Raw genomic sequence first — 26,475 nt, 5'->3', positions numbered from 1 at the left:
AAAAGTGTTTTGTAGATAGAAAAAAAGTGTATATTCTATTCATTAAAATGGCTCTATTTCTAGATTTGAAGATTTTACATTCTTTTTTTTAGTTGTTATAGTATATATACAAACAAATAAAAAACAGTGTTTATGAATAATTATAAACAATATAGAAAGTCTATTCATAAGCCATGTAACAATTCTAGTAAATTAATTAAAGCAAGAAAAAATAGGGAAATTAAGGATGGTGATAATATAGAGAACTTAAAAAATACATATATTATATAAATCTATATACATAAACTACAATCCATTACCTTACTTACTAATTTTAGTAAGGGGGAGATACGGTGTTCACTGAAGAGCAATGTAAAGACATTAGAGCCATGGGAATAAAAATAAATAAAAAGACGGGTAATTTAACTGGAGTTGATGCAAATATCTTCGCTTCGTATGTAAAGAAAAGAGTAGCAATTATATATGTACCACATGATTTTTATGCTTATAAGATAAAGCAAGGAAAGTGGGTAAAAATCCAAGATATGAATCTAAAGGTTAAATTAAGGGATTTGTTAATTAAATACTCTCCCAGCCTCTGGAGTAAAAAGCTAGAAGATGAGTACATAGAAGCGCTAAAAAGGACTGTATTCTATGATGGAAAGCTTGATTCAGATAGAAGGTACATAAATATGTTGAATGGTATGTATGACTCAGTAACTCATGAGTTAGTAAAACATGACAGTAAATTTTATAGTACCATTCAAATTCCAATTTTTTATGACCCTGAAGCAAACTGTCCTAATTTTGAAGAATTCTTAGACCAATCATTTTTAGGTGATGAAGAATCAAAAAGCTTATCAAAAGAATGGCTAGGGTATTCAATGTCTGCTCATACTGAGGCACAAAAAGCTTTAGTGTTATTTGCAAAAGGAAGAAATGGTAAAGGTGTCTTTCAACATATAGTAAGCCTGTGTGCTGGGAAAGAAAATGTATCTAATTTAACTATTACAGATTTAAGCAGTTCTTTCATGCGTTCTAGTTTACATAATAAGCTTGTAAATATATGTAGTGAGATGGAGTTAAGTGGAAAAAGTCTAAATACTCAATATTTTAAGATGATAACTGGTCAAGATGAAATAATGGCAGAAGAGAAATATAAACCTCAATTTTCATTTAAGCCTACAGTAAAGTTGATTTTTTCTACTAATAAATTACCACATACTAAGGATGTTAGCTTAGGATTCAGGAGAAGATTGAGTATACTTCATTTCAGAAATACTGTGGCAGAGAAAGACGTAGATGTAAATCTGAAAGAAAAGTTAGAAGCAGAGCTTTCAGGAATATTTAATCTAGCAATGAAAGGATTACAAAGGTTGAGAAATAATAATTTCCAGTTCACAAAATGTAAAGTTTCAGAAGCGTTACTTAAGGAGTACGAGAAAGACTTAAATCCTATGATTTCTTTTTTTGAAGAATGCATTGAAGAAGCAGATGAAGATTACAGAGAAGATAAAAAGGTAGCATATAATACGTTCAGAATCTGGGCTGATGCTAATGGAATGAGAGGATATTCTGATATAAGTACTAGAAGGTTTTGGGATAAGTTTAAAGAACAAGCAGAAGAATTAGGATATAAATATAAGCTTGGACATTCTAATAAGTTTAATTACATCAAAGGAATAAGAGTGATTGGAGAATATAAGATTGATATAAACAATCCAATCTACAGGAATTACCCACTGGGGGGATAAGGTGGAGTGTAGGGGATTTTTTAGGAGAACATAAAGCTAACAAAATCAATGTGTTGGGGAGGTGGGAAAAGAAATACCTTAAAAATATCCCCAAAAGGATATTTTTAATAAAAGAATAAAAAGACTTTTGCACAAATAAAGTACCCAATCACCCAAGGCGAGACCAATCAATAGAAAAGGAACTCTCAAATAAGTCCACAAAGCAACCATAAGAAACAAAAGTAAGGTAATGGGTAAAGAAACTAATAATAAATCAAGAAGGAGAATGATAAAAATGACAGTAACAAGGAGAAAATCAGCACCAAGGTCAACAGACCTAATAAAAAAGAAGGATGAAACAGAAGTAAGAAAAGAAGAGACAATCAACACCAGCAAAGAAATAAACGCAGAAAAATCAGAGCATAAGGATGAAAAAGCAATGCAAGAACATGAGAAGATAGACAACGATAAGCTAGAAGTTGAAAATGAAGAAGAAATAAATGAAATACAGATAAAAGAAGAGGTTGTTAAAAGTACAGGGAAGCCTTCAAAGACAAGATTTTTAAGTAGTACAATAGTAGACCTGGAAGAATCAGAACACAATGAGGAAGAGGTAATGCGAGACTCTGAAAATCTAGAGAAAAAGAACCTAGAAGATGAGATTGAAGAAGAGCAAGAAACGGAGGAAACAAAGCAAGAGCATAAGAAGTACGATTTAGGCAACTTTCAACCAGCATTAAGCAAGGTGACAAATAGAAGTGAACTAAAGGCTGGAGTTATATCAGTTGTTAACTCTAACTGTGGTAAAAGAATTACATTATCAAAAAAATTAATGGATGAGTTAAGTAACCCTTCTAAAGTAGCTATATCATTTTCAGATGAAGTGATTGCAATAGGGGAAAAGCTTATAAACAATAATAATCAGCTAATTATAAAAGTAAGTGGAACTAAAGGAATAATTTATTCAGCTGGGATTGTTTCAGAGATTACTGAAAGATATGATTTGGACTTCAGTAATAGAACCTCAATAACATTTTCAGAGGTTGAGTACATAGAGGTTGATGGAAATACAGTTGCAATGATAAGTGTTGATAAAGATAACTAGGAGGTAAACAAATGGACAAGACTAAAAGAGTAGAGGAAATAATGGATATACTGGCAAAGGTAATAAGTGATTACATAAAAGAAGATAAAAAGAATAAGAAAGCTAAGAGTATATAACATAAATAACGCTTGATATTAACTATATTAATTGATATCAAGCGTACCAATAAAAATTACATATAAAGAGTAGGGGAGAAGAGCGAAATGATAAATAACTTAAAAGGAAATGTAGAAATTAAATTAAACTTTGATATAGAGGCACTAAAGTACTGGCAACAAAAGGATGGAGTTACTATAAAGTCAAGTGCATTAAAGATTCCTGTATACAAGATTAAAAAATACTTAGATGTAAAAGCTTTAATAAAAGAATTTGATAGCTATCTATATGATGTTGGGGTGGTTGATAATTATATGGAGATAAAATTCTCATACAAGAATTCTGAAAAAATAATAACTATAAAAGATATATATGATGAAGTAAGTATCATCAAGGAGTATATAAGTTCAATTGTAAATAAGTTCATGATTGAAGATTATAAGTTAATATGTGACATTCATCCAAATATAAAGCCAATGGGTGAGTATAGCAAAATAGAGCATGAGAAATTAATGCTAGAAAATAAGTTGTTAAGAATGCAATCAGATGAGATGAACTCCCTATATAATTATAAGCGTGTTGTTGTATAAGATAATCTTTATATTAAATGAAGAATAAAATAAAATTTTGATATTAGAAGGAGAGATTTAATATGGCATATGTAACAAAAAACGATGAATATGTAGATTTAGAAGAAGGATTTGAAGAATGTGAAGTAGTAGATTATCAACCAAAAGGAATTAAAGTAACCAAAAATAAAAATGTATTTAATGAAGGATATTTATTACTTAAGCTAAGAGATAATATTATGGTAGAGCAATATATGCTATTAACACAAACAAAAAGATTTCTGTTTTATCAATTACTTAAAGCAACCAAAGAAGATTTTGATATAAAAGAAGAGTGTAAAAACTTTGATTTTGAGAGCATAAAGGGGAAGAAAGTAGTTATAAAGTTAGAGCATAACTTTGACGGAGTAAAAACATATACGAATGTTGTTAATATATATGATATTGAAGATGGAAGAGCAATAATTGAACATGTAAAACAAGAAGAGCTTGAAAATGATGAAAACAACATATACAGCGAAGAATTTTAGTTTAATACATAGACATATTTTTAATTATACAAGCGGACGTGAAATTATGGATTAAATAGATAACTTATTACACTTGATATAATCAAAATATCAAGTGTAATAATACAACTTTCATATATATATTATAGATTTGATACTAGTTACAGGAGGGATAAAGATGAATAAAATTAGAAGTGTAGCAATTTATAGCAGAGTCTCAACCATAGAGCAAGCTGAGGCTGGTTACAGTATTGATGAGCAAGAAAGATTACTAATAGAATACTGTGATAAGATGGGTTACGAAGTTTATAAATGCTATTCAGATAGAGGAATTAGCGGTAAAAATATTAAAAATAGACCTGCATTGAAAGAGTTACTAAGAGATGCAGAAGATAGAAAGTTTAATTTAGCCATTTTCTGGAAAATAAACCGTATAAGCAGAAAGCTCGCGGATGTATTAAAAATAGTTGATATTTTAGAGAAGAACAGCATAACATTTAAGTCTTTTTCAGAACCATTTGAAACTGACACACCAGCAGGTAAAATGCAGTTTCAAATGATGGCATCAATAGGTGAATTTGAGAGAGGGACAATAGCACAAAATGTAAAGATGGGATGTCTAGCACGTGCTAGAGATGGACGTTGGGGAGGTAATAGAGTATTAGGATACGATATAGTACAAATAAAAGGAACTGAAAATAATAAAAGAAGAGATACAGAGCTTATTATAAATGAAAAAGAAGCAGAAGTAGTTAGATTTATATTTAATGAATATGCTAATGGAAAAGGATATAAAGCTATTACTAGTAAAATGAATAAGATAGGCTATAAAACCAAAAGAGGTAATGACTTTTCTGTTGGCTCAATAAAGGACATATTAACTAATCCTGTTTACATAGGAAAGATTAGATACAATGTAAGACGAGACTGGTCAGAAAAGAGAAGAAGAAACATTAATCCAAATCCAATAATAGTAGATGGAATACATCAAGCTATAATAGAGGAAGATTTGTGGGATAAAGTACAAGCTATATTAAAGAGTAAGAAAGGTAAGCCATCAAGAATATATGATGGAGAATACCCACTAACAGGAATTTTAAAATGCCCTAAGTGTGGTGCTGGAATGGTAATAATGAGAACAACAAATACCTTAGCAGATGGAAGTAAAAGAAGGCTAGTATATTATGCCTGTGGAGCATGGAAGAATAAAGGCACAGCTGTATGTAATTCAAATGCAATAAGAGTAGATAAAGCTAATGATTATGTGTTCAGTAAGATTACAGAATTACTATCTAATAAGAGGATGATTAAGGCAATAGTTGAAAATGTAAATAAAGAAAGACATAACAAGGTAAATCCAGCTAAAAAAGAGTTAGAGAAAATTGATAAAGAGCTAGAGAAGATAGATAAAAAGAAACGAAAGCTTTTTGAAGGATATGAAGAAGACTTAATATCAAAAGAAGAGTTTAAGCAAAGAAAAGAAGAACTAAATAGAATAGCACAAAATCTTCAAGAAGAAAAACAACCACTACTTGTAACACTTTCAGATGATGTAAGTGAGGCGGTACCTTATGAGTTCATTAAGGATATACTAGAGAATTTTAGTAAGGTTTTAACGGAAAGTACGAGTAGAGAACAAAAGAAAAAATTACTACACATGATAATATCAGAAATAACAATCAATGAATTGAGAGAAGTTGATTCAATAAAACTTAATATAAATGATAATCTAGCTAATTATCTAAATAAGGAAGAAGGAGTATCTATGAAGGGTACTCCTTCTTCTTTTATGTTAAGAAATATTGGATTAAATGTATTAAATTTAGATATTGCTATATAAGGTGATTTTCATGAATCAACATAGAGGAACTAATAAGATGTATTTGTTAGAAATTAACATCAATAATTTTAAAGTGCATATGTTTACAAATATTAACTTATGATATATAATAATGTGCATAGATACAAATCGATATGAAGTGATACTTACAAATATAAGGAGGAATGTTTATGAATAATGAGTTAATATCTTTTCAGAATATTATATCTTCAGTAGAAAAAGATGGCTTAATGGAAAATTACAATGTTTCTCAAACACTGGAGGGGTATAGAAAATTAGAACTTCAAATACTTCATAGCAATAATTATAGAAGCTTCTTTGTAATAACAGATAATGGACTTATGATAGATAAAAGACAAATAACAATTAAGCCATTTAATAGCATGCAACAACGCAACCAAGAAATAAAAAGATTATTTTTTGAAGAAAGAATGACTCAAGTTTTTATTGGAAAAATTTTTAGGTTATCACAATCTACTATATCCGGAATAGTAAATTCTTAAATTGAAGCAGGAATTTAATTGTTCCACTCTAAATATTAATGTATTAAAAAGTATACTAATCAGCATAAGTAGATAGTAATATTTCACAATACAGATGTACTTAGAGATATAGAAGTATAAGTAAACTCAATTTAAATATTGATATATAAAATATCTTAAATATTAATATAAAATTGTAGTAAAAATAGGGGGATGAATTATGAGCTTAACACAGAGAAATCAAGAAATTATTGAAATAGTAAATAACATTATTAAGAATAAGGGATATGAAGGAAGGATATATCTAGAGCCTATTGAAACAACTACAAAGAAAAGACCATCATATGGTAAGTACAAAGATGGAACATTAAGGTTTACAATTCATATGTGGGATGTAAACAAAATTGAAGATAGAAGTGAATTAATCAAAGATTTAGATAAAAGAGTAGATGATGCTATAATATACTTTGTAAATGAAAGATTATTATAAGAACTCTATATGGTAGAATAATAGAACTGTATTAAAGAAATATAAATATATTAGTAAAACATAAATATGAGTAACGGCAATATTTAATTTCGTTACTCATATAAGTATGCATTGTGATAATTATGAATTATAACCAAGACATAGCAGTATGCTTATTTGATATATTATTTGCACTAATATTACTTAATAAAAAACTATAAAGATTGTATTGACCTAACTTAAATAAACCAAGTGTATAAGTATTATATATCAATTGTTGTGTATTTTTTGAGTGTAAGGTATTTAAGCCACAATATCGTATTACGTCTAGCTTATTATTACAATAAGCATAATCCCCATTATATGGTGTCTTTTTGTATACCCAATCCCAGGTGGCTGATGATATCCCATTTTCACGCATTACATTACAATAATCAGAAACAGTTAAACTATAGGTAGTACCTTTAGCTAGCAACTCATCTGCAAATATAGCCTCTTCCACGAACATTGTCTTACAAGAATTATCCTCAAATGGATGTCCTCCTGCAAATATACCACAATCAAACTTGATGGATTCTGTTAATCTAAGATATACTAACTTAATTATGGCTTCTTGTACTATTTTGGGTACTTTATAAGAATTATCATACTTCATAACCTTGTATAAATTATATAGATTATCTAACAAAAGATTACGATTAAACTCTGTATGATGTTCAATTCTGTAATTATCTTTGGTTTTTACCCTATCATGTTTATCTTTACTAAAAGTAGATTTCCAGGTAGTACCTACGATTGGTAAAGTGAATTCCTTAACAACTTTATCGAAATAATCAATTAAGTCGTTAGCCGTATAATTAGTTGATACATTGGGGCTACTGCATTTAGAAAATGATTCAATAATAACCTGTTCTTCATTAGCTCCTTTCTTATTAGAAAATATTATCTTTAGTTTATCACTTAAATCCTTGTTAAAACATTCTTCTACATAATTAAGTGTAACTATATCAAATGCTCCCATTGGTATAACTTTGCCAGAAGGATTTAATACTTCTAATGATGTATTTAGCACTGAATCGCCTACTAGTTCTGATAAGTCATCAGTAAAATCTTCAACTGCAATTTTTACTTGTCTTAATACTTCATTGTATCCTTCTAATGTTGTATATGTGTTACCATTACGATATATAAATAACACGTTTGAGCCAGCTATTTTAGGTATTATTTTTTCGATTGATAAGCGAAATTCTTTATCGTTATCATCTCTCATCATTAATAAATATACATCAGAGTCACTAGAAACATTAAGAGGAACATCACCTGAAACACCAGGAGTATCTGTAATGATTAAACAATCAATGTTATCACCCATTATTTCTCGTGCTAAAGAGCTTGCTTCGGTTACGATTTCTATACTATCGGTTGAGAGATTCAACTGTCGTGGATTACCTGCTAGCTCAGCTTCTGCTTTTTGAGAATAAGTATTTTCTTTTTCAATCTTTTTTAAGAAGTTTTTCACTTCATTTTCATGCTCATCATCAAAAGGTACTTCAATTCCATTTAAACTAGAATCAGCGGCTAAATAACGCATAAAGCTTTTTTTCTGTAAGCCTTTTGTAAGGTAAAACTTAAAATTAAGCTTCGTGCAATCTTTACCGCTTGCTTCCAAATATCTACGTACTAATTTTGAGTATTTTAAAAATCTTGAGATAAGCCTTGATTTACCAACTCTTGCTCTACCAACTATGCAGATTTTTCTTGTAATCATGGTATCATTCCTCCCATTTCTTCTTAAAGATTTAAATTTACTTATATCTTTGCCTTTTTGAACCATCCATTCCTCTATTTCATATAAGTCAAAAATCGGTCCAGCTTTTATCTCTTGAATAGGCTTGGGAAAGCTGGATTCCCTTGCTCTCCAATTTGCTACTGATGATGAAGATACTCCACATATATCAGCGATTTCTCTCAAGCCAACTAACCACATAAGTTCAGCTCCTTTCTATAAGTTACACTAAGTTGTGAATAATGTTCACATAATATGTGAATGTTTATTTATATTCATTTTAATTAAGTTTTAATAAGATGTCAAGAAATTTATGGAAATATGAAAATCTTAATTAATAAAACCTCACTTGCAACTGATACGGAGAACCGTACCATAAGTGACACCCCAAATCTTCGATTTGGTAGGTGGAACTTACTCAGCGAACGTATGTGAGTCGAGTTTCCTTATAAATTATGGATTTAGCCTTAACTATAGAATTTACTTGGTTAAGGCTATTTTTGTGTAAAAACTATATCACAAGTAATGCTTTATTTATAAAGCGTTCTATAAAAAGGAAAATATTTTTAGTATAAGATAAATATAAAATTAAGATGGTAAAAGAAAATTATTTTTAATCAGATGCACTGTCTCCTTTTATTCAAAACTCCACTTTGAAACCATGCTATCATCCTTATCTAAAGGTATATATACATCACTAAAATTACTTATATCACCATCTATAAACCCTTCATCTGTATCAATAATATCTATTACGGTATCTTTCTTTTTTCTAGTTTTCTTTTTGCTTTTCATAGTATCAAATAATAGTTGGGTATCTTTAAGGGTACTATTTCCTTTAATATTATTATCTTTGCCATTTGTTACTGTGGCAGTATCTTTACTTTCATTGATAATATCTAAATTTAATCCAGTAACATCCTCACTAATGGATGATCTGTTTTCACTTGTTTTATCCTCTGACTTATTATCTTTTGTATCAAGAATTTCAGGGGTTAAGTTTTCACTTAACGTTGGATTATCCTTAACCTCAGATTCTTTATTCTTAGATATTTCTTTTTCTTTCACCTTGATATTTTGATGTTTAGCAAAGTTTCTCACCTTATAAACATTATCTAAAGTAAGTTCAAGCATTTCTAATTCTATAAATATATCTAATGCCAATTTAATTTGAGTAATATCTCTATTAAACTCTATTGAGAATGTCTCCATAGTATATGGTATACTCTTAGAAAGATATAGCTCCCCCTCCAAATTAACTTTACCTGCTAACAGCAAAATTCTGCTCCAGATATAATAAATAACATCTCTTTCCGGCTTCATATCAATTATTTTAAATTTAGTATCCTCATACATATCTACTCTTAATTTTACATATTTTCTCTCTTTCATGTTTTTCACCCTCCTAATATTTTTGTAAAAGGAAACTTTTCTTGTCTTTGCACTGCAAATTAAGATAGAAGAAATCCTTACAATTAATATATATACAATAATTGAAATAATTAGCGGGTATTATAGTAATTTTTTAAAAAATAAATAAATTTGCAAGCTCCATCAATAACTTTTCAATCTCCATATTGGATTAAGTATTGGTTCTATAAAAAAAGACGGCTTACACTTAGTAAATCGTCTTTTTCTATAAATAATAATTTAAACTTTAAATCTATTAACTTCCTCTATCATTTTATTAGTCATATTACTAAGGTCTTGAGCGGAGGAGGCTACTTCTTCTATGGAGGCATTAAGCTCCTCAGAGGATGCTGAGATTTCCTCAGATGACCCTGAAATTTCCTCGGAAATTGATGATAATGTATTTATTCTATTTAGAATAATATCCTTATCGTTATCTACATTATCAGCGGAACTTTTAACTATTTCTATTTTAGGAATTACCTCATCCACAGCTTGTATTATTCGCTTAAAGGAAACTATAGTCTTGTCAATAATTCCAGCTTGATTAATCATCTCACTATCCATTGTTACAGCTTCTTGTACTATAATAGATGTATTATTTGATATTACATTTATTAAATTACTAATATTTTCTGATGAAGCCTTTGATTGTTCAGCAAGTTTTCTTATTTCCTCAGAGACTACTGTGAACCCTCTGCCTGCCTCACCAGCTATAGCTGCCTCAATAGCTGCATTTAGTGCTAATAAATTAGTTTGTTCAGCAACACTATTAATCATATTTGTTATCTCATTTATTTCGTTTATATCTTTTCCTAGATCCATTATTTTTGAATTAAATGCCTTAAATGAATTACTTATATTTTTTACAGATTGATTTAATCCATTCATTTCAGTACTACTATCATTAGCCATTATACTTATTTCTCTAGAATTTGAGTCTACAACTTTTATTTCTCCAAGCATCTCTGATAGCTTATTACCAAACTCATTTAGAATTTCTGTCATTTGCATTAAATCTTGAGATTGAGTATTTATACCCTGAGCTATTTCAGATGTTGATTGTACAGAACTTTCAGATACGCTTGCTATCTCTTCTGAAATGGCAGATAAGTTTTCTGATTGAGTATTAATAGTTAGGGAATTATCTTTAATTTTTTTAATCATCGTTCTTAGTGAATCCTGCATTGATTTCATAGAATTAATCATGATCCCAATTTCATCTTTTGAATTCAAATACTCAGTAGGAACTTCCACAGATAAATTTCCGTCTGATAACAATCTCAGATGATTTGAAGCTGATTTTATTCCTTTTGATAAAGCATTAGAGATTATGTAAATTATGATAAACGCTATTACAATAAATATTATTGACGTTAGTATAACTAAAGTTTTTAAACTATTTAATTCTGATAATATTTCATTTTGAGTTACAGAGATTCCTACGGACCAATCAGTTCCGCCTACTGGAGCATACCCAACATATTTTTCTTCTCCACCGTATTCATACTCACCTAGGCCAGCTTCTTTTGCAAGCATTTTTTTATGTACATCAGCTAAGGCTTGAAAATTGGAATTTTTTTTTGACTCTTCTATTATGTTTGACATTTGTATAACTAAATCTCTATTACTATTTGCAATAGAAGTTCCGTTTTTATTTAGCATAAATGCAGTGCCTGTTTTCCCAACTTTTACTTCATCAGTCATATCACTTAAATAATTACCATCTCTAGCTTGAACAAGTACTCCTACAACTTTATTATTACTTTTAATTGGAACTGCATATACAACGATTATCATACCGTCTGTTTTGCTAACTATTGGGTCTGATACACTAGCTTTGCCTTCCAGTGCTTGTTTAAAATATGACCTCTCATTAAAGTTTGATTTTGAACCATCAGTAAGGATTGAATCTCCATTAATATCAACAATACCCATACTAATGCTTCCAATTCTTTTAGATTCATCTGTAAGAATTGATATTTTATTATCTATTGAATTGTTTGGATCTTTTATATCTGATCTTGCAGCAATAGCTTCTAGTGTATTTAATTCTCCTTCAAGCTTACTTTGAATATTACTAGCTGTTTGCTCAGCAATTCTAGGCATAGTGTTATTTAAGTTAGATTTTAGAGCATTTGATGAGTTAATGAAAGAAATTATACCTAATCCTATACACACAACACAAACTAATGATCCGAATAATACCATTAATTTTGATTTTAAACTTTTCATAATATCTCCTTTTTAGATATATGTATTTAAAGATGGCTAACCATCTTTAGTTATAATTTATAATCTGCTTTTATCTGTAAAATTTACATTATATAAGTATATTCAACTGATAATAAGAGAAACTTTAACAAATTTGTTAATATAATTATAAAAAAGCTAATAAAACCACTTTCGAAGTCTTATTAGCTCTTTTTCATACTAAGATAATCTAACCTTAAAACATTGATGTAACAACTTATGCTGCAAGTTTTTTATTTGCTGATTTTTTTTCTATTCTTATAAATAATGTTGTTAATGCTATACCTACTAAGCTAAGTGCTAATGCTATATAAAATGCATTTGTAAAGCTACCATTATTAGCACCAGCAACTTGAACTGCTATTTTAGGTCCGAAAAATGCTGCTGCTGAGTATCCTATAAATGTGATTCCATAATTTACTCCATAATATTTCATACCAAACTTTTCAGCTACTATTGAAGGGAAAATACCTAAGGTTCCACCAAAGCATAAACCTATTCCTATCAATCCAATTGCAAATCCAACTACAGAGTGTGTTGTAGCAAGAACTAGCAACATAGCAGCTACAACAGTATATATACAAATTAATGCATTGTAACGACCAAGTTTATCCGAAACAGCTCCCCAGAATATACGGCCCATACAGTTACTTAATGAGTATAGACTTACATATAATGCAGCTACCGCTGCTGATAATCCAAACATTGTTTGTCCAATAATTGAAGCATTAGATGTTATCATCATTCCTGATAAAGCTCCAATTGTAAACATAGATGCAATTATATAGAATTTTGAAGTTTTTATCATATCTATCCAATTGATATTTACATTTGATCCATTAGCTGAACTAGGAGTTGGTGGATTCCAGCCTTCTGGTTTATAGCCTGCTGGGGTAGCTGTTATAAGTAGACCAAAAACTACTGTAATCACCATATACGCTATTCCCATGATTTTAAATGTTGATAAAACTCCGCTATTTTGAATTAAGTTATTAGCTATTGGAGCGGCTAGAATTGTAGCTCCACCAAAACCTGCTGTAACTATACCAGTCGCTAATCCCTTCTTATCTGGGAAAAGTTTAACAGTATTACCTATAGTACCTGAATATGCTATACCTTGTCCTAAACCTCCAAGTACTCCATATGCTAAGTATAGATGTATAGGTTCTTTCACAAAACCTGTTAGCATAAATCCTAAACCAAACAGTGCTCCACCACCTATAATAGATAGTTTTGCTAACCCTCTGTCTAATAGTTTTCCACCTAAAATCATTGGAATTGGTGATATTGCTGCGTTTATAGTAAAAGCTGTCATTACTACCGCCTTAGACCATCCAAACTTTTCACCAAGTGGTCCCGCAAGTACACTAAAAGCATAAACTGCACCTACACATAAATTTACCATTACAGATGCTAAAAGAACTAAATTACGATTAATCTTTTTATCTACCATTACTAATCATTCTCCCTTTTTTTATGTATATTTTTGTCATTTTATTTGCTCTATAATTATATTTTTAACAAATATTTTTGTATATATTTCTCACAAATAGTAATATATAAAACAAGAGACTATGAATACATAGGAATTTTATACATGTCACTATTTACATGTATAAAATATCATATATTTTGATCTAAATCAATATATTTTTGTTAAAAAAAAAACAATTAGTTAAAAACTAATTGCTTTTATAAAAATGATATTAATTTAAATGATTTATTTCATCAATTGTAAGGAGTCTTCTAACCATTCACAGTATCTATTTTCACGTTTTAGAGCATTGGTTAAAACTAAGTAATTTCCAAACTCTTTTGATTCATATGTAATTTCATCACCTATAACTACCTTTAGTTTTTCAAACTCCTCTTCTAAAAAAGATAGCCTATTTTTATGTTTTTCTAACTCATTTAAAAATTGTTCTCTAGCCTCATCTTTGGGTATAGATGAAATAAAATAAGCCTTTAACATAAACTCATCTTTTAAAGTAATAAATTCTTGCTCTAGTGTACTTAACCATTTATTTAACTCTTTTTTCCCCGCATCAGTAATTGAATAAACTTTCTTTTCTAATTTTTCGCCTTGTATTTCTATTTTGAATTCTATTAGGCCTTCATCTGTTAATTTTTTTAATTCTGGATATATTTGACTATGCTTTGCACTCCAAAAGTGTCTGATTTCTTTATCTTTGAATTCAGTCATAATATCATAACCGCTCATTTCGCCTCTATCTAGTAGACCTAAAATAGCGTGTTTAAGAACTCTCATATTTATCCTCCATTACTTTAACAATTATTTTTCATATTTGATTATCTAGAAATAATTTTTATATTTTTATAGCAATATAAAGGTGTTACTGTTTTGGTAACACCTTTATCAAATTCGAATCTTTAGTTTAGTATTTCTTATCTTGTAAACAGTAAAATTATTACCTGTATATTATATCACATAAATAGTTATTATGATGTTTTTAATAAAGTTATTCGATTATTAATAGGTTAAGGATATCTCACAAATAATCTTTTACACTTTGATTAAATGCTTAAATTCACCAGATAACTATATTCTGAACTCCAACCCAGTGAATAAAAGAACTATCTTTAAGTTTTAATAGATCTTTACTGTCAGCAGATATATACATACCAGCATATTCAGCACCTTTATCTTCAGTTTCTTTAATTAAATCGTCAATATTAATATTTTCAAACATATCCTGATAGTACATAGACCTCAGAAGGCTTAGATTGTTCTTTATAAGATATAGATTTCCTATAAGAGATTCTTTATGAGCTTCGTTATCCATATTTTCATATTGAGTTTGTTTTCCCCTGTTATTCTCTAGTTGTTTTGCATTCTTATTGTCATATGGAAAGACTGTTGTACGTAGAAAATAAGAAGGATTTGCTAATACAAAGTTTGAGTTAAATACAGCTATAGGTGAGATATCAAAGGTTGACATATCGGCATCTGTAGAGTCAAGCTTATCCACAAAAGATTCTTTTATTTCTTCAGCGGTTAAGGGTTTATTAAATTGTATAAATATTTTTGCTTTAGTTCCTTGAGGAGCATTTTCAAGTACATTAAAACCAGCTTTTGGATCAGATTCATGATCAAAAAAAGGAGTGAATTCTTGAAATATTAGTTGAGGTGCCGTTGTTTCTTTTGATTTAGAAGGCTCACCAAAACTGTATTTTACATTTAAATCCATTTCATCTATTTTAGTGTTTCCGATAGTATTTTCAAGAGAGATATCGATATTTTGTTGTGCAAAAAGTGATGAGCTAACTCCGCTACGATTTGATTTATATTGAGGTTGAAACATCTCTGCAAATTGAACTATAATCTCTCTTTTTACATATAACTCCTTATAGTCTAATCCAAACAAAGATGTAATTAATTTAGATGAAGTAAAATATAGAAATATAAAAAATAAAAAAACACAAATAGATGAAAATGCGGTTATTAGTATAATTCTTAAATTTATTCTAAGTTTTAATGATTTATCTGTTATATTACCTTCAGATATATTTTGCTGTTTAAGTTCTTCAAAAAAATCCTTTTCATCACTATTAAGATAATCTGATATAGCAATGAATTTATCAATAGAGGATTGTATTTCAGAAACTTCTTCTTTATTTAATTTACCTTCTTTATATAACTTGAGTTTTTCTTGGAATTCGCTATTCATCAATTTCCCTCCTTAATTCTCTAAGTGTTTTTCTGGCTCTGTAGATTAAATTAGTAACTGCTGAAACGCTTATACCTAAAATTTCTGATGCTTGATGATAAGATAACTCGTTTACTAGGCATAACAGCACTACCTGTCGTTGATTCTCTGGAAGTTGTTTTATTAAAATAAAAGCAGAGTTGACACTTTCCTTAAGCATTAACTTGTCTGTGAAATTTTGTATGTTTATTTTATTTAAAAAGTTATCTTCATGAAAGCTTAATCTACTATTTTTTTTAACATAGTCTACGTAGAGGTTATGAGCCACTGTGAGAAGCCAGGATTTTATGCTTTCATTAGAAATTTGAAGAATACTTAAAGCCTTAACAAAAGATTCTTGAGTCAAGTCTTCTGCTGTTTGGTGGCTATAGGTAAGTCCATAAAGGTATCTATATACATAAGGAAAATATTCTTTATAAATTTTAATAAATGAGTCCCTCTTCAATCAGTCACCTCCATACTTTTATTTAAAGTCTGTCATTATATATACGATTAAATTGGAAAAATATCGTACTATTTTATAATAATATTATATAAAATAATCAAATGAAAGAATTACGCAATACGAAGTATTTCTGATAAATATTATTTATCATATAAGACTATACAAAGAATTATCTTACAAAAAAAGAGTATGAGATAATTGAAAATAGGACTATAACGCTAAATAATTAGTGTTACAGTCCTATTTTTATCATATATGTAATTTTAACTATTTAATGAATAAAAATCTTGAAGAACTGAATAAATGCATATATAATTAGTACATAATAGTTATATATGGAAAACAGTGATTATAAAAGCTACGATTTATAAATTTCTTAAGAGAGCCGATGGTTGGTGTGAATCGGTGAAAGGTTAAATCTTTCCACTTTTGGAGCTGTCGGTGATGAATCGAAAGGTTTGTACTCTTTATTGTACTATTGTCGAGTGGCTAGTTGATTAATAAACTAGCAAGTTGGGTGGCAACGCGGATATCTCCGTCCCAATATATATATTTTTATATATGGGATGGTTTTTTTTATTTCAATTTATATTAAATGTATCAGGAGGATAAAAATGTTAGATTTAAAATTTGTTAGAGAAAATCCAGAGTTAGTTAAACAAAATATAAGGAATAAATTCCAAGATAACAAACTTCCATTAGTAGATGAGGTTATTGCGTTAGATGCAGAGCTTAGAGGGGCAAAGGTAATAGCCGATGGACTAAGAGCTGATAGAAATAAATTTTCTAAACAAATAGGTGGATTAATGGCTCAAGGAAAAAGAGATGAAGCCGAAGAAATGAAGAAAAAGGTTACTGAGCAATCTGAAAAGTTGGCTGAGTTAGAAGCAAAAGAAACTGAGTTAGAAGAAAAAGTAAGAAATATTATGCTAGTAATTCCAAATATAATTGATCCAAGTGTACCAATAGGTAAAGATGACAGTGAAAATGTTGAAGTTCAACGTTATGGTGATCCATTTGTACCAGAGTTTGAGATTCCATATCACACAGAGATAATGGAAAAATTACAAGGAATAGATTTAGATAGTGCTAGAAAGGTAGCCGGAAATGGCTTCTACTATTTAATGGGTAACATTGCAAGACTACATTCAGCAGTAATTTCTTATGCTAGAGACTTCATGATAGATAGGGGCTTCACATACTGTATTCCTCCATTTATGATTCGTAGTGAAGTTGTAACTGGAGTTATGAGTTTCGCAGAGATGGAAGCTATGATGTATAAGATAGAAGGCGAAGATTTATATTTAATCGGAACAAGTGAACATTCTATGATTGGAAAGTTCATAGATACTATATTGCCTGAAACTTCACTTCCACAAACGTTAACTAGTTATTCACCTTGTTTTAGAAAAGAAAAAGGGGCTCATGGTATAGAGGAAAGGGGAGTATACAGAATTCATCAATTTGAAAAGCAAGAGATGATTGTTGTATGCAAACCAGAAGAAAGCATGGAATGGTACGATAAATTATGGAGAGATACTGTAGATTTATTCCGTTCTTTAGATATTCCAGTAAGAACATTAGAATGTTGTTCAGGTGATTTAGCAGATTTGAAAGTTAAGTCAGTTGACGTTGAAGCTTGGTCTCCTAGACAAAAGAAATACTTTGAAGTTGGAAGCTGCTCCAATTTAGGTGATGCACAAGCTCGTCGTTTAAAGATTCGTGTAGATGGAAAAGATGGTAAATATTTTGCACATACTTTAAATAATACAGTAGTGGCTCCTCCAAGAATGCTAATTGCATTTTTAGAGAATAACTTAAATGAAGATGGCTCTATAAATATTCCTGTAGCATTAAGACCGTATATGGGTAATAATGAAGTAATTAAATAGTATATATTAGCGCATTGAATTTATTTAATTCAATGCGCTATATTTATTTGGTAAAGAAGTGTCAAAAATAGGAAAATATTAATACTTATATAGTAAAAGTATATTTTAGAAAGGATGGCATATATGTTTAGAATGTTTCCTTTTATGCTTAACGGAATTAATATTTTCAGTGGTATGTTTACTGATACATTTTTTAATAATATGATTAATCAAGTCTTAGCGAGTAGTTTAGTTAATGAAAGACCAAGAGAGCAGGATTATAGTGTTGAGATGAAAGATCATGGAGATTATTATCTATTAAAAGGGTATTTACCAGGAGTTTCACCTAAAGATATAAGTATAGATTTTGAAAGGAATAGAGCTATTTTAACTATCAGAAGAAGACAAGTATATAGTAATGGGTTGAATGTAATGATGAGTATAGTTGAGACTGGCGGTAATTTAATTAAAACTTTCAATATAGAAGAGATAGATAAAAGCAAGATAGGTGCAGCATTTGATAGAAGTATACTTCTATTAACTTTACCTAAGAAAAAGATTATAAAAAAATATGAGGAAGAGGAAACTCCAATAATAGTAGATGTAGATAGTTATGAAGTTGAGTGAAATAAAAAAACCTCCTTTGCAAAAAAAATAGGGTGCATAGGAGGTTTTTTGTTAAAGATAATAAAAGGCTAGATTAAGCTATTATTTTATGTAAGGTAGTATTAATTTTATAATGTCCTCAATTAAATGTAGTTCTTTAGTGGAACATTTATTAATTAAGTCATATATTAAGTTTTTACTCTGTACAGAGTAATTCGCTAAATCTTCTCTTAAAATCACATTAGCAGTATCAGTGTATTTATTTCCATATATCAAATAGTCAGTAGATATATGGAGACAATTAGATATTTTAACTAAAGCGATAAGGCTCATCTGTCTTTCCCCACGTTCAAGTTGTCCAATATATAAGGGTGAAAAGTCAACAATCTCAGCAAATTTCTCTCTAGTCAGGCTTAATGATTCTCTCTCAGTTCTTATTCTATGCCCGATGGCTTTATTATCTATATTTAGTAATTCATTCTTCAATTTAGTTCACTCCTCAAGATAACTCTATACATAAAAATTAATTAGATAAATAAGCAGAGAGCTATTATATTTTGTTTGCAAATAGCATAGTAGTTCAGTAAAATTATATATGTTAAATATTTACTGATAGTTAAAGCTAAGGTGGAGGAGAGTTGATGATTAAAAGAGAAATAAGCGAATTAAGAGATGAATTACATTCGCTGATAAATGAAAATGCTGATTATAATGAAATATTAAAGACAAGCGTTGAACTAGACAAGTTAATAGCGGAGTTTATTAATAATAAAGAGAAGAATAATGATAAAGATGAGTTGTAGTACATATTTCCTGATCTATAATAAGAATAAGCATATTAAGCTTATTAATATGCTCATCTAATTATTAAGATTTCCATTTAAATAAACTTTCTTCAAGTATATCTATTAACATAAACAAAACAAATCCCAATAGACCAAGGATTATTATTCCTGTGTACATTTCCAAATAACTAATTCTGCTCCATGCATCTAATATATAATAACCTATTCCATATTTGGTTCCATAACCTTCTGCAAAAAACAATATTGAGAGTGCTGTTCCTATAGATAATCTTAAGGTTGTAAGTAGCTCTGGCAATATAGCTGGTAATGTTATGTGAGAAAATATTTGAAGTTTTGAGGCCCCAAGGCTTCGTATAGGATTATAGGTTTCATAGGGTATATTAAGAGCTGCATCTCTTACTGCCACAATAATTTGGAATACCAAAATAAGAACTATAATAATAATTTTTGATTTATCTCCTAATCCATATAACAGCATCACTATAGGAAGTAGAGCAGTTTTTGGAATAGGATAGGTGAAATAAACCAATGGGTTTAAAATTTTATTCCACATTTTAGAGTAAGCCATAAGTAATCCAATCAATGATCCTATAATTAAGGAAATCATAATTCCGCTTGAAACCCTATAGAGACTAACGAAAACATGTTTATAAAGCTCTTGATTAGATAACTCGAACATATTTAAGTATACTTCAGTAGGGCTGGGAAGAATTTTCATATTAACTTTTAGTGAAAAAATATACCATAACAAATTAAAGGTAATGAATCCTTGTATGAATACTAATAGTTTTTTTCTAATTTTCATATTTTCCAACCTCTTTTTATAATGCTTCTTAAGTATGAAGATAGTTTTAAATATCTTTCATCCTCTCGTAGGTTTTCAGTATTAAATAATGGATTATCAATAATTTCAACTATAGTTCCAGGACAATGAGACATTATAACTATCTTTTTTCCCATATATATGGCTTCTTCTATGTTATGAGTTATAAATAAGGTTGTAAGCTTATATTGATTCCATATGTTTATGAAAAGTTCTTGAGCTTCTTCACGAGTTAAAGCATCAAGTGCAGAAAATGGCTCGTCCATAAGCAGTATATCTGGATTCATTATAAAAGCTCTTGCTATAGCAACTCTTTGTTTTTGACCACCACTTAATTCATTAGGATACCTATCTTTTAGCTCATTTATGCCTAGTTTAGTTTGAATATGCTCTATTCTTTCAGTTAAAGAGGAGTCAATTTTTACTCCTTTTATTTTAAGAGATAATAGGCAATTTTTTTGTACACTTTTCCAAGGCAGAAGTCCAAAATTTTGAGGAATAAGTCCTATATTATGAGTCTTTGGGCTTAATGATTTATCATTCAAAAGAACATCCCCGGTAGAACTTTTAATGATACCACTAAGGACATTAAGTAAAGTGGATTTACCACAGCCAGAAGGGCCTATGATAGCATAGATATCCCCTTCTGCTATAGTCATATTTATAGGTCCTAATGCATTAATTATTTGATTATTTGATTTATAATTAACTGTAAGATTATTTATATTTAGCATAAGAGACCTCCATGAAGTTTATTTAACGCCTATATTATTTGTAACATCTTTAGGAGTTAAGTTTTTAGTAATTAAGTTATTATTTTTACACCAATCTATAGCTTCTTGAACTTCTTCATCTTTAGGAAGTGTATTTTTTCTAAAAGTAGGTAATTTAATCTTACCTTTCATATTTTCTGGATAACCAACTGTTTTTATAATTAAGTCTTCATATTCAGTAACAGATGTGCTATTTATATATTCAACAGCCTCATTATATGCCTTGTAGAAAGCTTGTATTTCACTAGATTTATCATCTATAGCTTTTTGAGTGAAAGCAGATACTGAAGGGTATGAAGCTAAGTTGCTAGCGCTTCCTAGTAGAATTCCACCACTATTTATTGCCATTGAAGAGAATGGTTCTGGAAGTAAAGCAGCATCTACATTACCATTATTAAGCATCTCAAGTCTAGTTGGTATAGCGGGAACCACTGATTTTTTTACATCTTTAGGATTCATAGAATTTTTCTCTAATATTTTATCTAGAGTGTATTCTATTGAAGTTTTTTCTGATATAGCTACACTTTTTTCTTTAAGATCGCTTAAAGACTTTATCCCAGATTTAGCTCCAGCTATAAGCATAAAATCACCATCTGTAATTCCAGTTATTTTAACATCAAAGTCAGCATTTTGATAAAGAGATATAGCTACTTCATCACATATTACTCCATCTAAGCTTCCAGCTTGAAAAGCTGCATCTCTGTCTTTTGAGTTTTTGAAGGTTTCAATTGTTACATCAACACCTGCTTTTTCAAAAAGCCCTTTTTCTTTAGCAATTACAAAAGGTACTGAGTCAATAGAACCCATCATTCCAAAAGTTAAACTTTGTTTTTCAGGTGTTTTAGTTTCTTCAGTTTTTGAGCAAGCTGTAAGTGATAATAATACAGCTGCTGAGGTTAATATAGTTAATAATTTTTTTAATTTAGTCATTTTATAATTCTCCTATTTTTTAAATTAATGCGTCAATAACGCCAAAGATTAAAAATACAATACTTATTAATTGATTTATGCTATAAGAAGCTAATTTAACATTTGATAAATTAGTTGGAGAAATCATTCTGTGTTCCAAAATAAATAAAACTGAAATGATTCCTATACCAATAAAGTATATTAAACCAAGTTGTGGACTTAATAAGCCTACTATGATTAATATTACTAATGTTATAGCATGAAAAAAAGCTGCAATATGTAGGGCATTTTTAACTCCGAATCTTGCAGGAATTGAATTAATTCCGTTAGCTGTATCGAAGTCATAATCTTGAGATCCATATATTATGTCAAAACCAGCAACCCATAATGTGTTAGCTGCTCCAATAAAAAGAGGAAGCCAAGATATTTTTCCTGTAACTGCAAGCCAAGCTCCAACAGGGGCAGCTGCTGAGGTTATGCCTAAAACCAAGTGGCAAGCCCAAGTAAAGCGTTTAGTATATGAATATATAATTAATAAAAATAGTGCTATAGGTGAAAGTATTAAGCATAGAGGATTTAGCATATAAGCCCCTATAATCATTACTAAAAAACATAGAGAAGAAAATAATATTACCTCTTTCTTTTTCATAAGTCCTTGAGGTAATTGTCTAGTAGCTGTACGTGGATTTTTCTTGTCTATTTCAGCATCTATAACTCTATTAATAGCATTTGCACCAGTTCTAGCTCCCATGAAGGCTACTAATATCCAAAATATAACGTAGGGAGAAGGAAGTCCCTTACTTGCAAGCAACATGGATATTAATGCGAATGATAAAGAGAATATTGTATGTGAAAACATAACTAATACTCCATAATCATGGGCTTTTTTTATAGCTTTATTAAGTACCATTTTAATGCTCCTTTCGGCAATTATGCTACGTAAATTTTCACAAATGAAAGTATAGCACAACTAAAGTATGAATGTAACTAGTTAATCAAATTTTTTGAGAATGTTTTTCAAAGCAAATAACATATTGTGTATATCTTCCTTTGTTATAACTAAAGGAGGCTGGAAGGCTATAACATCTCTATTTAAACCATTTTTCCCAATAAAGAATCCAGAGTCCTTCATTTCTTCTAATATAATGTCTGTGACCTCTGCAGAAGTAAGGTTATTGCTTGATTGAGTTTGTATTCCTAGCATAAGACCAATACCTCTAATTTCTTTAATAACTGGAGAGGATAGTTCTTCTAATTTTGACTTCAAATAAGCACCCAGTTCCTCGGATTTTTTAACTAAGGAATTTTTCTCAATATAATTAAGCACACTTAATGCTGTATAAGCAGCCACTGGATTTCCTCCTAAGGTTGAAGCTGAAGGTCTATCAAAAGACTTAGCTATCTCATCTGTAGTAGAAAATGTTGATATAGGAATGCCGTTACCTAGAGCTTTCGCAGTTACAATTATGTCTGGAACTACGTTATAGTGTTCTATACAGAACATCTTTCCTGTTCTTCCATATCCAGTTTGAACTTCGTCAACAATTAGTAAAATATTATATTTTTCTAAAAGGCTTTTGACTTTACTTACATAATCAAAGGGATATAGAATTATGCCGCCATTTCCTTGAAGTGGTTCAAGCATCATGGCAGCTATTTTATCTCCGTTTTCCTTTAGCACTTCTTCCAATTGAGTTAAAGACTTTTCCATGGCTTCCTCATAACTTGTATCAGGAGAATAAGGTCTTTCTATAAAGAAGATATTCTCTTTAACTAGGTTATCATCTAATCTCCACATTGGTATTCCTGTGACACTCAATGTTAAGTGAGTTCTGCCATGTAATCCTCCATTTAAAGCTATAAATCCATTTTTTTTAGTATGTAGTCTTGCTAATGCCATAGCACCTTCATTAGCTTCTGAACCAGTAGCACAAAAGAAAGTTCTTTTAATATTTCCCGGGAATATCTCAGAAAGTTTTTCAGCTAGGTCTACCATAGGTTGAGTTAAATACAGCGTTGTTGTATGCTGAAGAGTATTTAACTGCTCTATTGTTGACTTAAGTATTTCTGGATTCGAATGACCACAATTCATAACCGATACACCAGAGAAAAAGTCAGTATATTTTTTATTGTTTTCATCAAATAAATATTGCATATTTCCAGCTGTTATTTGTGGTGGATTTTTATAAAAGTGTGCAGTAGCTGGAAAAAAGTACTCTCTTCTTTTTTCTAATATCTTTTGAGGTCCTATAAAAGTCATAATATAATCTCCCTTCTAAATAGCTTTAAAGTTTAAGGCACCAAGAGTGAAACCTGCTCTAAGTGTTTCTAATTCATTAAATAAATCTTTAGATTTACTAGTGTCTTCTATAGCTTTTTTATAAACATCAATTACACTCTCAAGTTCTTGGGTTGAGTATGTTTCTCCTTCAATACGTAAGCTTACAGAGTTATTTATTCCTTCTAAAATAGGTAATAAACATAGTTCCTTGGCAGTAAATAAATGATTTTTCCCATTTTGATCTATATATACTGGATTTTCTCCTTTATCTGTCATAAGTACTAATACATTATTATTTACATAAGAATTATCTGCTTTTTCTATAGGTTTTAGACTATCTATATTGTCGTATAAATTATGATCTAAATACATTACCTTTATTGGACCATGAACAATCATTTCCAATGGTTCTTTTGTAGAAGCTATAAACTTACCTAATTCATTATTTCTTGTCTCAATGGATAAGGTAAATTCATTAACTCCAAGATTTTTATAGAATTCTAGAGCCTTATGGTTATAAATGTTTAAGTTATAATTTGAAATAGTTTTATACTTATGTGCATACTTCTTTATAGCACCTAAGTTAGAAACTAGTAATCCATCAAATAGGTGACCATGTTTGCTTAAATATTGATCTATAATATCAAATTGAAGTTCATTCATCATTTGAGGTAGTTCCAAATAAATCTTAGTAGAGTTTTTTATAGTCATCAAAGTGTTAAGTTCATCTAAATTAATGAATTCATCAGGAAGAAGAACTTCACTAGGCAAATAAATCCTATCTACATTTTTTTCTATAGCAAGCTTAGCTTGTTCAAAGCTATTTACCTTTACAGATAAATTATGTTTCAGGTTAGACTTAGAATCAGGAATATTTAATTCAGATAAAACTTTCTCAATAGAAGTGTCAGTAATTTCAGGCTCTTCTGTTGGGGAAGAAAATACTTTTCCGGTAGAGTAGAATTTTCCAGTACCTTCATAGCGAGTATTTATGAAATCTAAACCAGGTTTTGAAAAGGCGTAGGCAGTAGTAAAATCACGTTTTCTGCCTTCAAATAATTCTTGAGCATGTTTTTTACGATTAAAACTTAGTGGGTCTTCTATGTAACGATCAATGGCTTCACCATAAGTATTTATTAAATTAACAATAAAATCTGTATCTCTCATACGCCCTTCAACTTTAAATGAAGTTATGTTTGCCTCAATAAGTTCAGGAATATGTTCATACATATACATATCCTTTGCAGCTAAAGGGTATTCTGAGGGATAAGAGTATCCATCTTTTTTTATAGTATAAGCCCATCTGCAAGGTTTAAAACATCTTCCTCTATTAGAGCTATTACCTAAAACTACAGAGCTATAATAACAATTAGCACCATTTACAGTGCACATATCTCCATGCATGAAATATTCAGTTTCTACTCCAGTTGCAATTTGAAGAGCTTTAGCAGTTTTTAGATCCATTTCCCTTGATAGTACGACTCTTGTAACTCCAAGCTCTTTAAGAGCATTTACAAATTCTATATTATGAACGTTCATCATAACAGAAGAATGTATCTCAAAATTGTTGAAATTATGTTCTTTACAAATTTGAAGAATACCTAGATCCTGAACTATTAATCCATCTACTTTAATATCATTTAAGTACCTTAAGTATTCGATAGCTTCATCAACTTCAGAATCATTCATCATATTATTCACTGTTATATAGATTTTTTTATCTTGTTCATGAGCTAAATCTAAGGCTTCTTTAATTTCTTCGTTAGAGAAATTATATCCTTTTCTCATCATTCTCATGTTAAGGGATTTTCCACCTAGATAGATGGCATCACAATTTGCATTTACCACACTTTTAAAAATCTCCATATTTCCTGCTGGAGCTAGTAATTCTACTTTTTTACCATTAAAATATCTTGCCATTTTTCCTCCTATATAAATGCTTCATTAGTTATTTGTTATAAAATAATCACTATAGATAATATTATCATAAATTAAAAAATCT

24 protein-coding genes and 1 other annotated feature are annotated in these 26,475 nt (G+C 29.7%); of the genes, 10 read left to right on the top strand and 14 right to left on the bottom strand.

Annotation, left to right across the window (positions count from 1 at the left end; genetic code table 11):
- The first annotated feature begins 332 nt into the window (after positions 1-332).
- The 7 genes from L1S49_RS11055 to L1S49_RS11025 all read left to right on the top strand — a co-directional run bounded on the left by L1S49_RS11055 (position 333) and on the right by L1S49_RS11025 (position 6,803).
- Positions 333-1,733 (top strand): phage/plasmid primase, P4 family, encoded by a 1,401-nt coding sequence (locus L1S49_RS11055; protein ID WP_238904401.1) that lies wholly within the window; start codon positions 333-335, stop codon positions 1,731-1,733.
- A 274-nt stretch (positions 1,734-2,007) separates the two neighbouring features.
- The gene (locus L1S49_RS11050; protein WP_238904399.1) at positions 2,008-2,817 is read left to right on the top strand and encodes a hypothetical protein; all 810 of its coding nucleotides are present in this window, start codon (positions 2,008-2,010) and stop codon (positions 2,815-2,817) included.
- Positions 2,818-3,020: 203 nt separating this feature from the next.
- On the top strand, positions 3,021-3,503 hold the full coding sequence (locus L1S49_RS11045) for a hypothetical protein (protein ID WP_238904397.1): 483 nt from the start codon (positions 3,021-3,023) through the stop codon (positions 3,501-3,503).
- Between the two features lie 62 nt (positions 3,504-3,565).
- Entirely contained in the window at positions 3,566-4,012 is a 447-nt protein-coding gene (locus L1S49_RS11040) for a hypothetical protein (protein WP_238904395.1), read from the top strand.
- Between the two features lie 157 nt (positions 4,013-4,169).
- The gene (locus tag L1S49_RS11035) at positions 4,170-5,831 is read left to right on the top strand and encodes a recombinase family protein (RefSeq protein ID WP_238904394.1); all 1,662 of its coding nucleotides are present in this window, start codon (positions 4,170-4,172) and stop codon (positions 5,829-5,831) included.
- 170 nt (positions 5,832-6,001) lie between these two features.
- The gene (locus tag L1S49_RS11030; RefSeq protein WP_238904392.1) at positions 6,002-6,334 is read left to right on the top strand and encodes a hypothetical protein; all 333 of its coding nucleotides are present in this window, start codon (positions 6,002-6,004) and stop codon (positions 6,332-6,334) included.
- Positions 6,335-6,533: 199 nt separating this feature from the next.
- Positions 6,534-6,803, top strand: coding sequence for a hypothetical protein (locus tag L1S49_RS11025; protein WP_238904390.1), 270 nt, complete (start codon positions 6,534-6,536; stop codon positions 6,801-6,803).
- Positions 6,804-6,930: 127 nt separating this feature from the next.
- Here the strand turns inward: L1S49_RS11025 and L1S49_RS11020 are convergent, their stop codons facing one another.
- The 7 genes from L1S49_RS11020 to L1S49_RS10990 all read right to left on the bottom strand — a co-directional run bounded on the left by L1S49_RS11020 (position 6,931) and on the right by L1S49_RS10990 (position 16,404).
- Entirely contained in the window at positions 6,931-8,769 is a 1,839-nt protein-coding gene (locus L1S49_RS11020; RefSeq protein ID WP_238904388.1) for a hypothetical protein, read from the bottom strand.
- 435 nt (positions 8,770-9,204) lie between these two features.
- Positions 9,205-9,960 (bottom strand): phage replisome organizer N-terminal domain-containing protein, encoded by a 756-nt coding sequence (locus L1S49_RS11015; RefSeq protein ID WP_238904386.1) that lies wholly within the window; start codon positions 9,958-9,960, stop codon positions 9,205-9,207.
- Positions 9,961-10,218: 258 nt separating this feature from the next.
- Positions 10,219-12,213: a methyl-accepting chemotaxis protein gene (locus tag L1S49_RS11010; RefSeq protein ID WP_238904385.1), complete on the bottom strand. Its 1,995-nt coding sequence runs from the start codon at positions 12,211-12,213 to the stop codon at positions 10,219-10,221.
- A 235-nt stretch (positions 12,214-12,448) separates the two neighbouring features.
- Positions 12,449-13,684: an OFA family MFS transporter gene (locus L1S49_RS11005; RefSeq protein ID WP_073021165.1), complete on the bottom strand. Its 1,236-nt coding sequence runs from the start codon at positions 13,682-13,684 to the stop codon at positions 12,449-12,451.
- 267 nt (positions 13,685-13,951) lie between these two features.
- Positions 13,952-14,500, bottom strand: coding sequence for a PadR family transcriptional regulator (locus L1S49_RS11000; RefSeq protein ID WP_073021163.1), 549 nt, complete (start codon positions 14,498-14,500; stop codon positions 13,952-13,954).
- Between the two features lie 280 nt (positions 14,501-14,780).
- A complete protein-coding gene (locus tag L1S49_RS10995) occupies positions 14,781-15,920 on the bottom strand; it encodes a hypothetical protein (protein WP_238904383.1) in 1,140 nt (379 codons plus the stop codon).
- A complete protein-coding gene (locus L1S49_RS10990) occupies positions 15,913-16,404 on the bottom strand; it encodes an RNA polymerase sigma factor (RefSeq protein WP_238904381.1) in 492 nt (163 codons plus the stop codon). Before L1S49_RS10990 ends, L1S49_RS10995 begins: the two co-directional genes overlap by 8 nt.
- A 339-nt stretch (positions 16,405-16,743) precedes the next feature.
- Positions 16,744-16,950, top strand: a binding site (T-box leader).
- A 68-nt stretch (positions 16,951-17,018) separates the two neighbouring features.
- Here L1S49_RS10990 and serS point away from each other — a divergent pair.
- Together serS and L1S49_RS10980 are read left to right on the top strand one after the other, a co-directional pair.
- Complete coding sequence (gene serS / locus L1S49_RS10985) at positions 17,019-18,296, top strand: serine--tRNA ligase (RefSeq protein WP_238904379.1); 1,278 nt, start codon at positions 17,019-17,021, stop codon at positions 18,294-18,296.
- A 123-nt stretch (positions 18,297-18,419) separates the two neighbouring features.
- On the top strand, positions 18,420-18,902 hold the full coding sequence (locus L1S49_RS10980; RefSeq protein WP_238904377.1) for an Hsp20/alpha crystallin family protein: 483 nt from the start codon (positions 18,420-18,422) through the stop codon (positions 18,900-18,902).
- An 81-nt stretch (positions 18,903-18,983) separates the two neighbouring features.
- Here the strand turns inward: L1S49_RS10980 and L1S49_RS10975 are convergent, their stop codons facing one another.
- On the bottom strand, positions 18,984-19,367 hold the full coding sequence (locus tag L1S49_RS10975) for a helix-turn-helix transcriptional regulator (RefSeq protein WP_021804072.1): 384 nt from the start codon (positions 19,365-19,367) through the stop codon (positions 18,984-18,986).
- A 155-nt stretch (positions 19,368-19,522) separates the two neighbouring features.
- On the opposite strand from L1S49_RS10975, the gene L1S49_RS10970 reads away from it, so the two are divergent.
- Positions 19,523-19,684, top strand: coding sequence for an aspartyl-phosphate phosphatase Spo0E family protein (locus L1S49_RS10970; protein ID WP_083553554.1), 162 nt, complete (start codon positions 19,523-19,525; stop codon positions 19,682-19,684).
- Positions 19,685-19,748: 64 nt separating this feature from the next.
- Here L1S49_RS10970 and L1S49_RS10965 read toward each other — a convergent pair whose 3' ends face one another.
- From L1S49_RS10965 to L1S49_RS10940, 6 genes are all read right to left on the bottom strand, one after another.
- Positions 19,749-20,492 carry an ABC transporter permease gene (locus L1S49_RS10965; RefSeq protein WP_238904375.1) on the bottom strand — a complete coding sequence of 248 codons (744 nt, stop codon included), beginning with the start codon at positions 20,490-20,492 and terminating at the stop codon, positions 19,749-19,751.
- Positions 20,489-21,244 (bottom strand): ABC transporter ATP-binding protein, encoded by a 756-nt coding sequence (locus tag L1S49_RS10960; RefSeq protein ID WP_238904374.1) that lies wholly within the window; start codon positions 21,242-21,244, stop codon positions 20,489-20,491. The genes L1S49_RS10965 and L1S49_RS10960 overlap by 4 nt, the downstream gene beginning before the upstream one ends.
- Positions 21,245-21,262: 18 nt before the next feature.
- Positions 21,263-22,213, bottom strand: coding sequence for a MetQ/NlpA family ABC transporter substrate-binding protein (locus tag L1S49_RS10955; protein WP_238904371.1), 951 nt, complete (start codon positions 22,211-22,213; stop codon positions 21,263-21,265).
- Positions 22,214-22,232: 19 nt separating this feature from the next.
- Positions 22,233-23,102 carry a UbiA-like polyprenyltransferase gene (locus tag L1S49_RS10950; protein ID WP_238904369.1) on the bottom strand — a complete coding sequence of 290 codons (870 nt, stop codon included), beginning with the start codon at positions 23,100-23,102 and terminating at the stop codon, positions 22,233-22,235.
- A gap of 81 nt (positions 23,103-23,183) precedes the next feature.
- On the bottom strand, positions 23,184-24,452 hold the full coding sequence (locus L1S49_RS10945; RefSeq protein ID WP_238904366.1) for an aspartate aminotransferase family protein: 1,269 nt from the start codon (positions 24,450-24,452) through the stop codon (positions 23,184-23,186).
- 15 nt (positions 24,453-24,467) lie between these two features.
- Entirely contained in the window at positions 24,468-26,393 is a 1,926-nt protein-coding gene (locus tag L1S49_RS10940; RefSeq protein ID WP_238904364.1) for a U32 family peptidase, read from the bottom strand.
- Positions 26,394-26,475 lie beyond the last annotated feature (82 nt).

The sequence above is a fragment of the Clostridium sp. YIM B02506 genome, assembly GCF_022324845.1.
GTDB lineage: Bacteria > Bacillota > Clostridia > Clostridiales > Clostridiaceae > Clostridium_T > Clostridium_T intestinale.
Note: the sequence above shows the minus strand (reverse complement) of the source record. Positions and strands in the feature narration are given on the sequence as shown.

Excerpts from the sequence above, each read along its gene's own strand:
- L1S49_RS11050 (WP_238904399.1), top strand. The coding sequence starts at position 2,008 with ATGACAGTAACAAGGAGAAAATCAGCACCAAGGTCAACAGACCTAATA.
- L1S49_RS11045 (WP_238904397.1), top strand. The coding sequence starts at position 3,021 with ATGATAAATAACTTAAAAGGAAATGTAGAAATTAAATTAAACTTTGAT.
- L1S49_RS11040 (WP_238904395.1), top strand. The coding sequence starts at position 3,566 with ATGGCATATGTAACAAAAAACGATGAATATGTAGATTTAGAAGAAGGA.
- L1S49_RS11035 (WP_238904394.1), top strand. The coding sequence starts at position 4,170 with ATGAATAAAATTAGAAGTGTAGCAATTTATAGCAGAGTCTCAACCATA.
- L1S49_RS11030 (WP_238904392.1), top strand. The coding sequence starts at position 6,002 with ATGAATAATGAGTTAATATCTTTTCAGAATATTATATCTTCAGTAGAA.
- L1S49_RS11025 (WP_238904390.1), top strand. The coding sequence starts at position 6,534 with ATGAGCTTAACACAGAGAAATCAAGAAATTATTGAAATAGTAAATAAC.
- L1S49_RS11020 (WP_238904388.1), bottom strand. The coding sequence starts at position 8,769 with ATGTGGTTAGTTGGCTTGAGAGAAATCGCTGATATATGTGGAGTATCT.
- L1S49_RS11015 (WP_238904386.1), bottom strand. The coding sequence starts at position 9,960 with ATGAAAGAGAGAAAATATGTAAAATTAAGAGTAGATATGTATGAGGAT.
- L1S49_RS11010 (WP_238904385.1), bottom strand. The coding sequence starts at position 12,213 with ATGAAAAGTTTAAAATCAAAATTAATGGTATTATTCGGATCATTAGTT.
- L1S49_RS11005 (WP_073021165.1), bottom strand. The coding sequence starts at position 13,684 with ATGGTAGATAAAAAGATTAATCGTAATTTAGTTCTTTTAGCATCTGTA.
- L1S49_RS11000 (WP_073021163.1), bottom strand. The coding sequence starts at position 14,500 with ATGAGAGTTCTTAAACACGCTATTTTAGGTCTACTAGATAGAGGCGAA.
- L1S49_RS10995 (WP_238904383.1), bottom strand. The coding sequence starts at position 15,920 with ATGAATAGCGAATTCCAAGAAAAACTCAAGTTATATAAAGAAGGTAAA.
- serS (WP_238904379.1), top strand. The coding sequence starts at position 17,019 with ATGTTAGATTTAAAATTTGTTAGAGAAAATCCAGAGTTAGTTAAACAA.
- L1S49_RS10980 (WP_238904377.1), top strand. The coding sequence starts at position 18,420 with ATGTTTAGAATGTTTCCTTTTATGCTTAACGGAATTAATATTTTCAGT.
- L1S49_RS10970 (WP_083553554.1), top strand. The coding sequence starts at position 19,523 with ATGATTAAAAGAGAAATAAGCGAATTAAGAGATGAATTACATTCGCTG.
- L1S49_RS10965 (WP_238904375.1), bottom strand. The coding sequence starts at position 20,492 with ATGAAAATTAGAAAAAAACTATTAGTATTCATACAAGGATTCATTACC.
- L1S49_RS10960 (WP_238904374.1), bottom strand. The coding sequence starts at position 21,244 with ATGCTAAATATAAATAATCTTACAGTTAATTATAAATCAAATAATCAA.
- L1S49_RS10955 (WP_238904371.1), bottom strand. The coding sequence starts at position 22,213 with ATGACTAAATTAAAAAAATTATTAACTATATTAACCTCAGCAGCTGTA.
- L1S49_RS10950 (WP_238904369.1), bottom strand. The coding sequence starts at position 23,102 with ATGGTACTTAATAAAGCTATAAAAAAAGCCCATGATTATGGAGTATTA.
- L1S49_RS10945 (WP_238904366.1), bottom strand. The coding sequence starts at position 24,452 with ATGACTTTTATAGGACCTCAAAAGATATTAGAAAAAAGAAGAGAGTAC.
- L1S49_RS10940 (WP_238904364.1), bottom strand. The coding sequence starts at position 26,393 with ATGGCAAGATATTTTAATGGTAAAAAAGTAGAATTACTAGCTCCAGCA.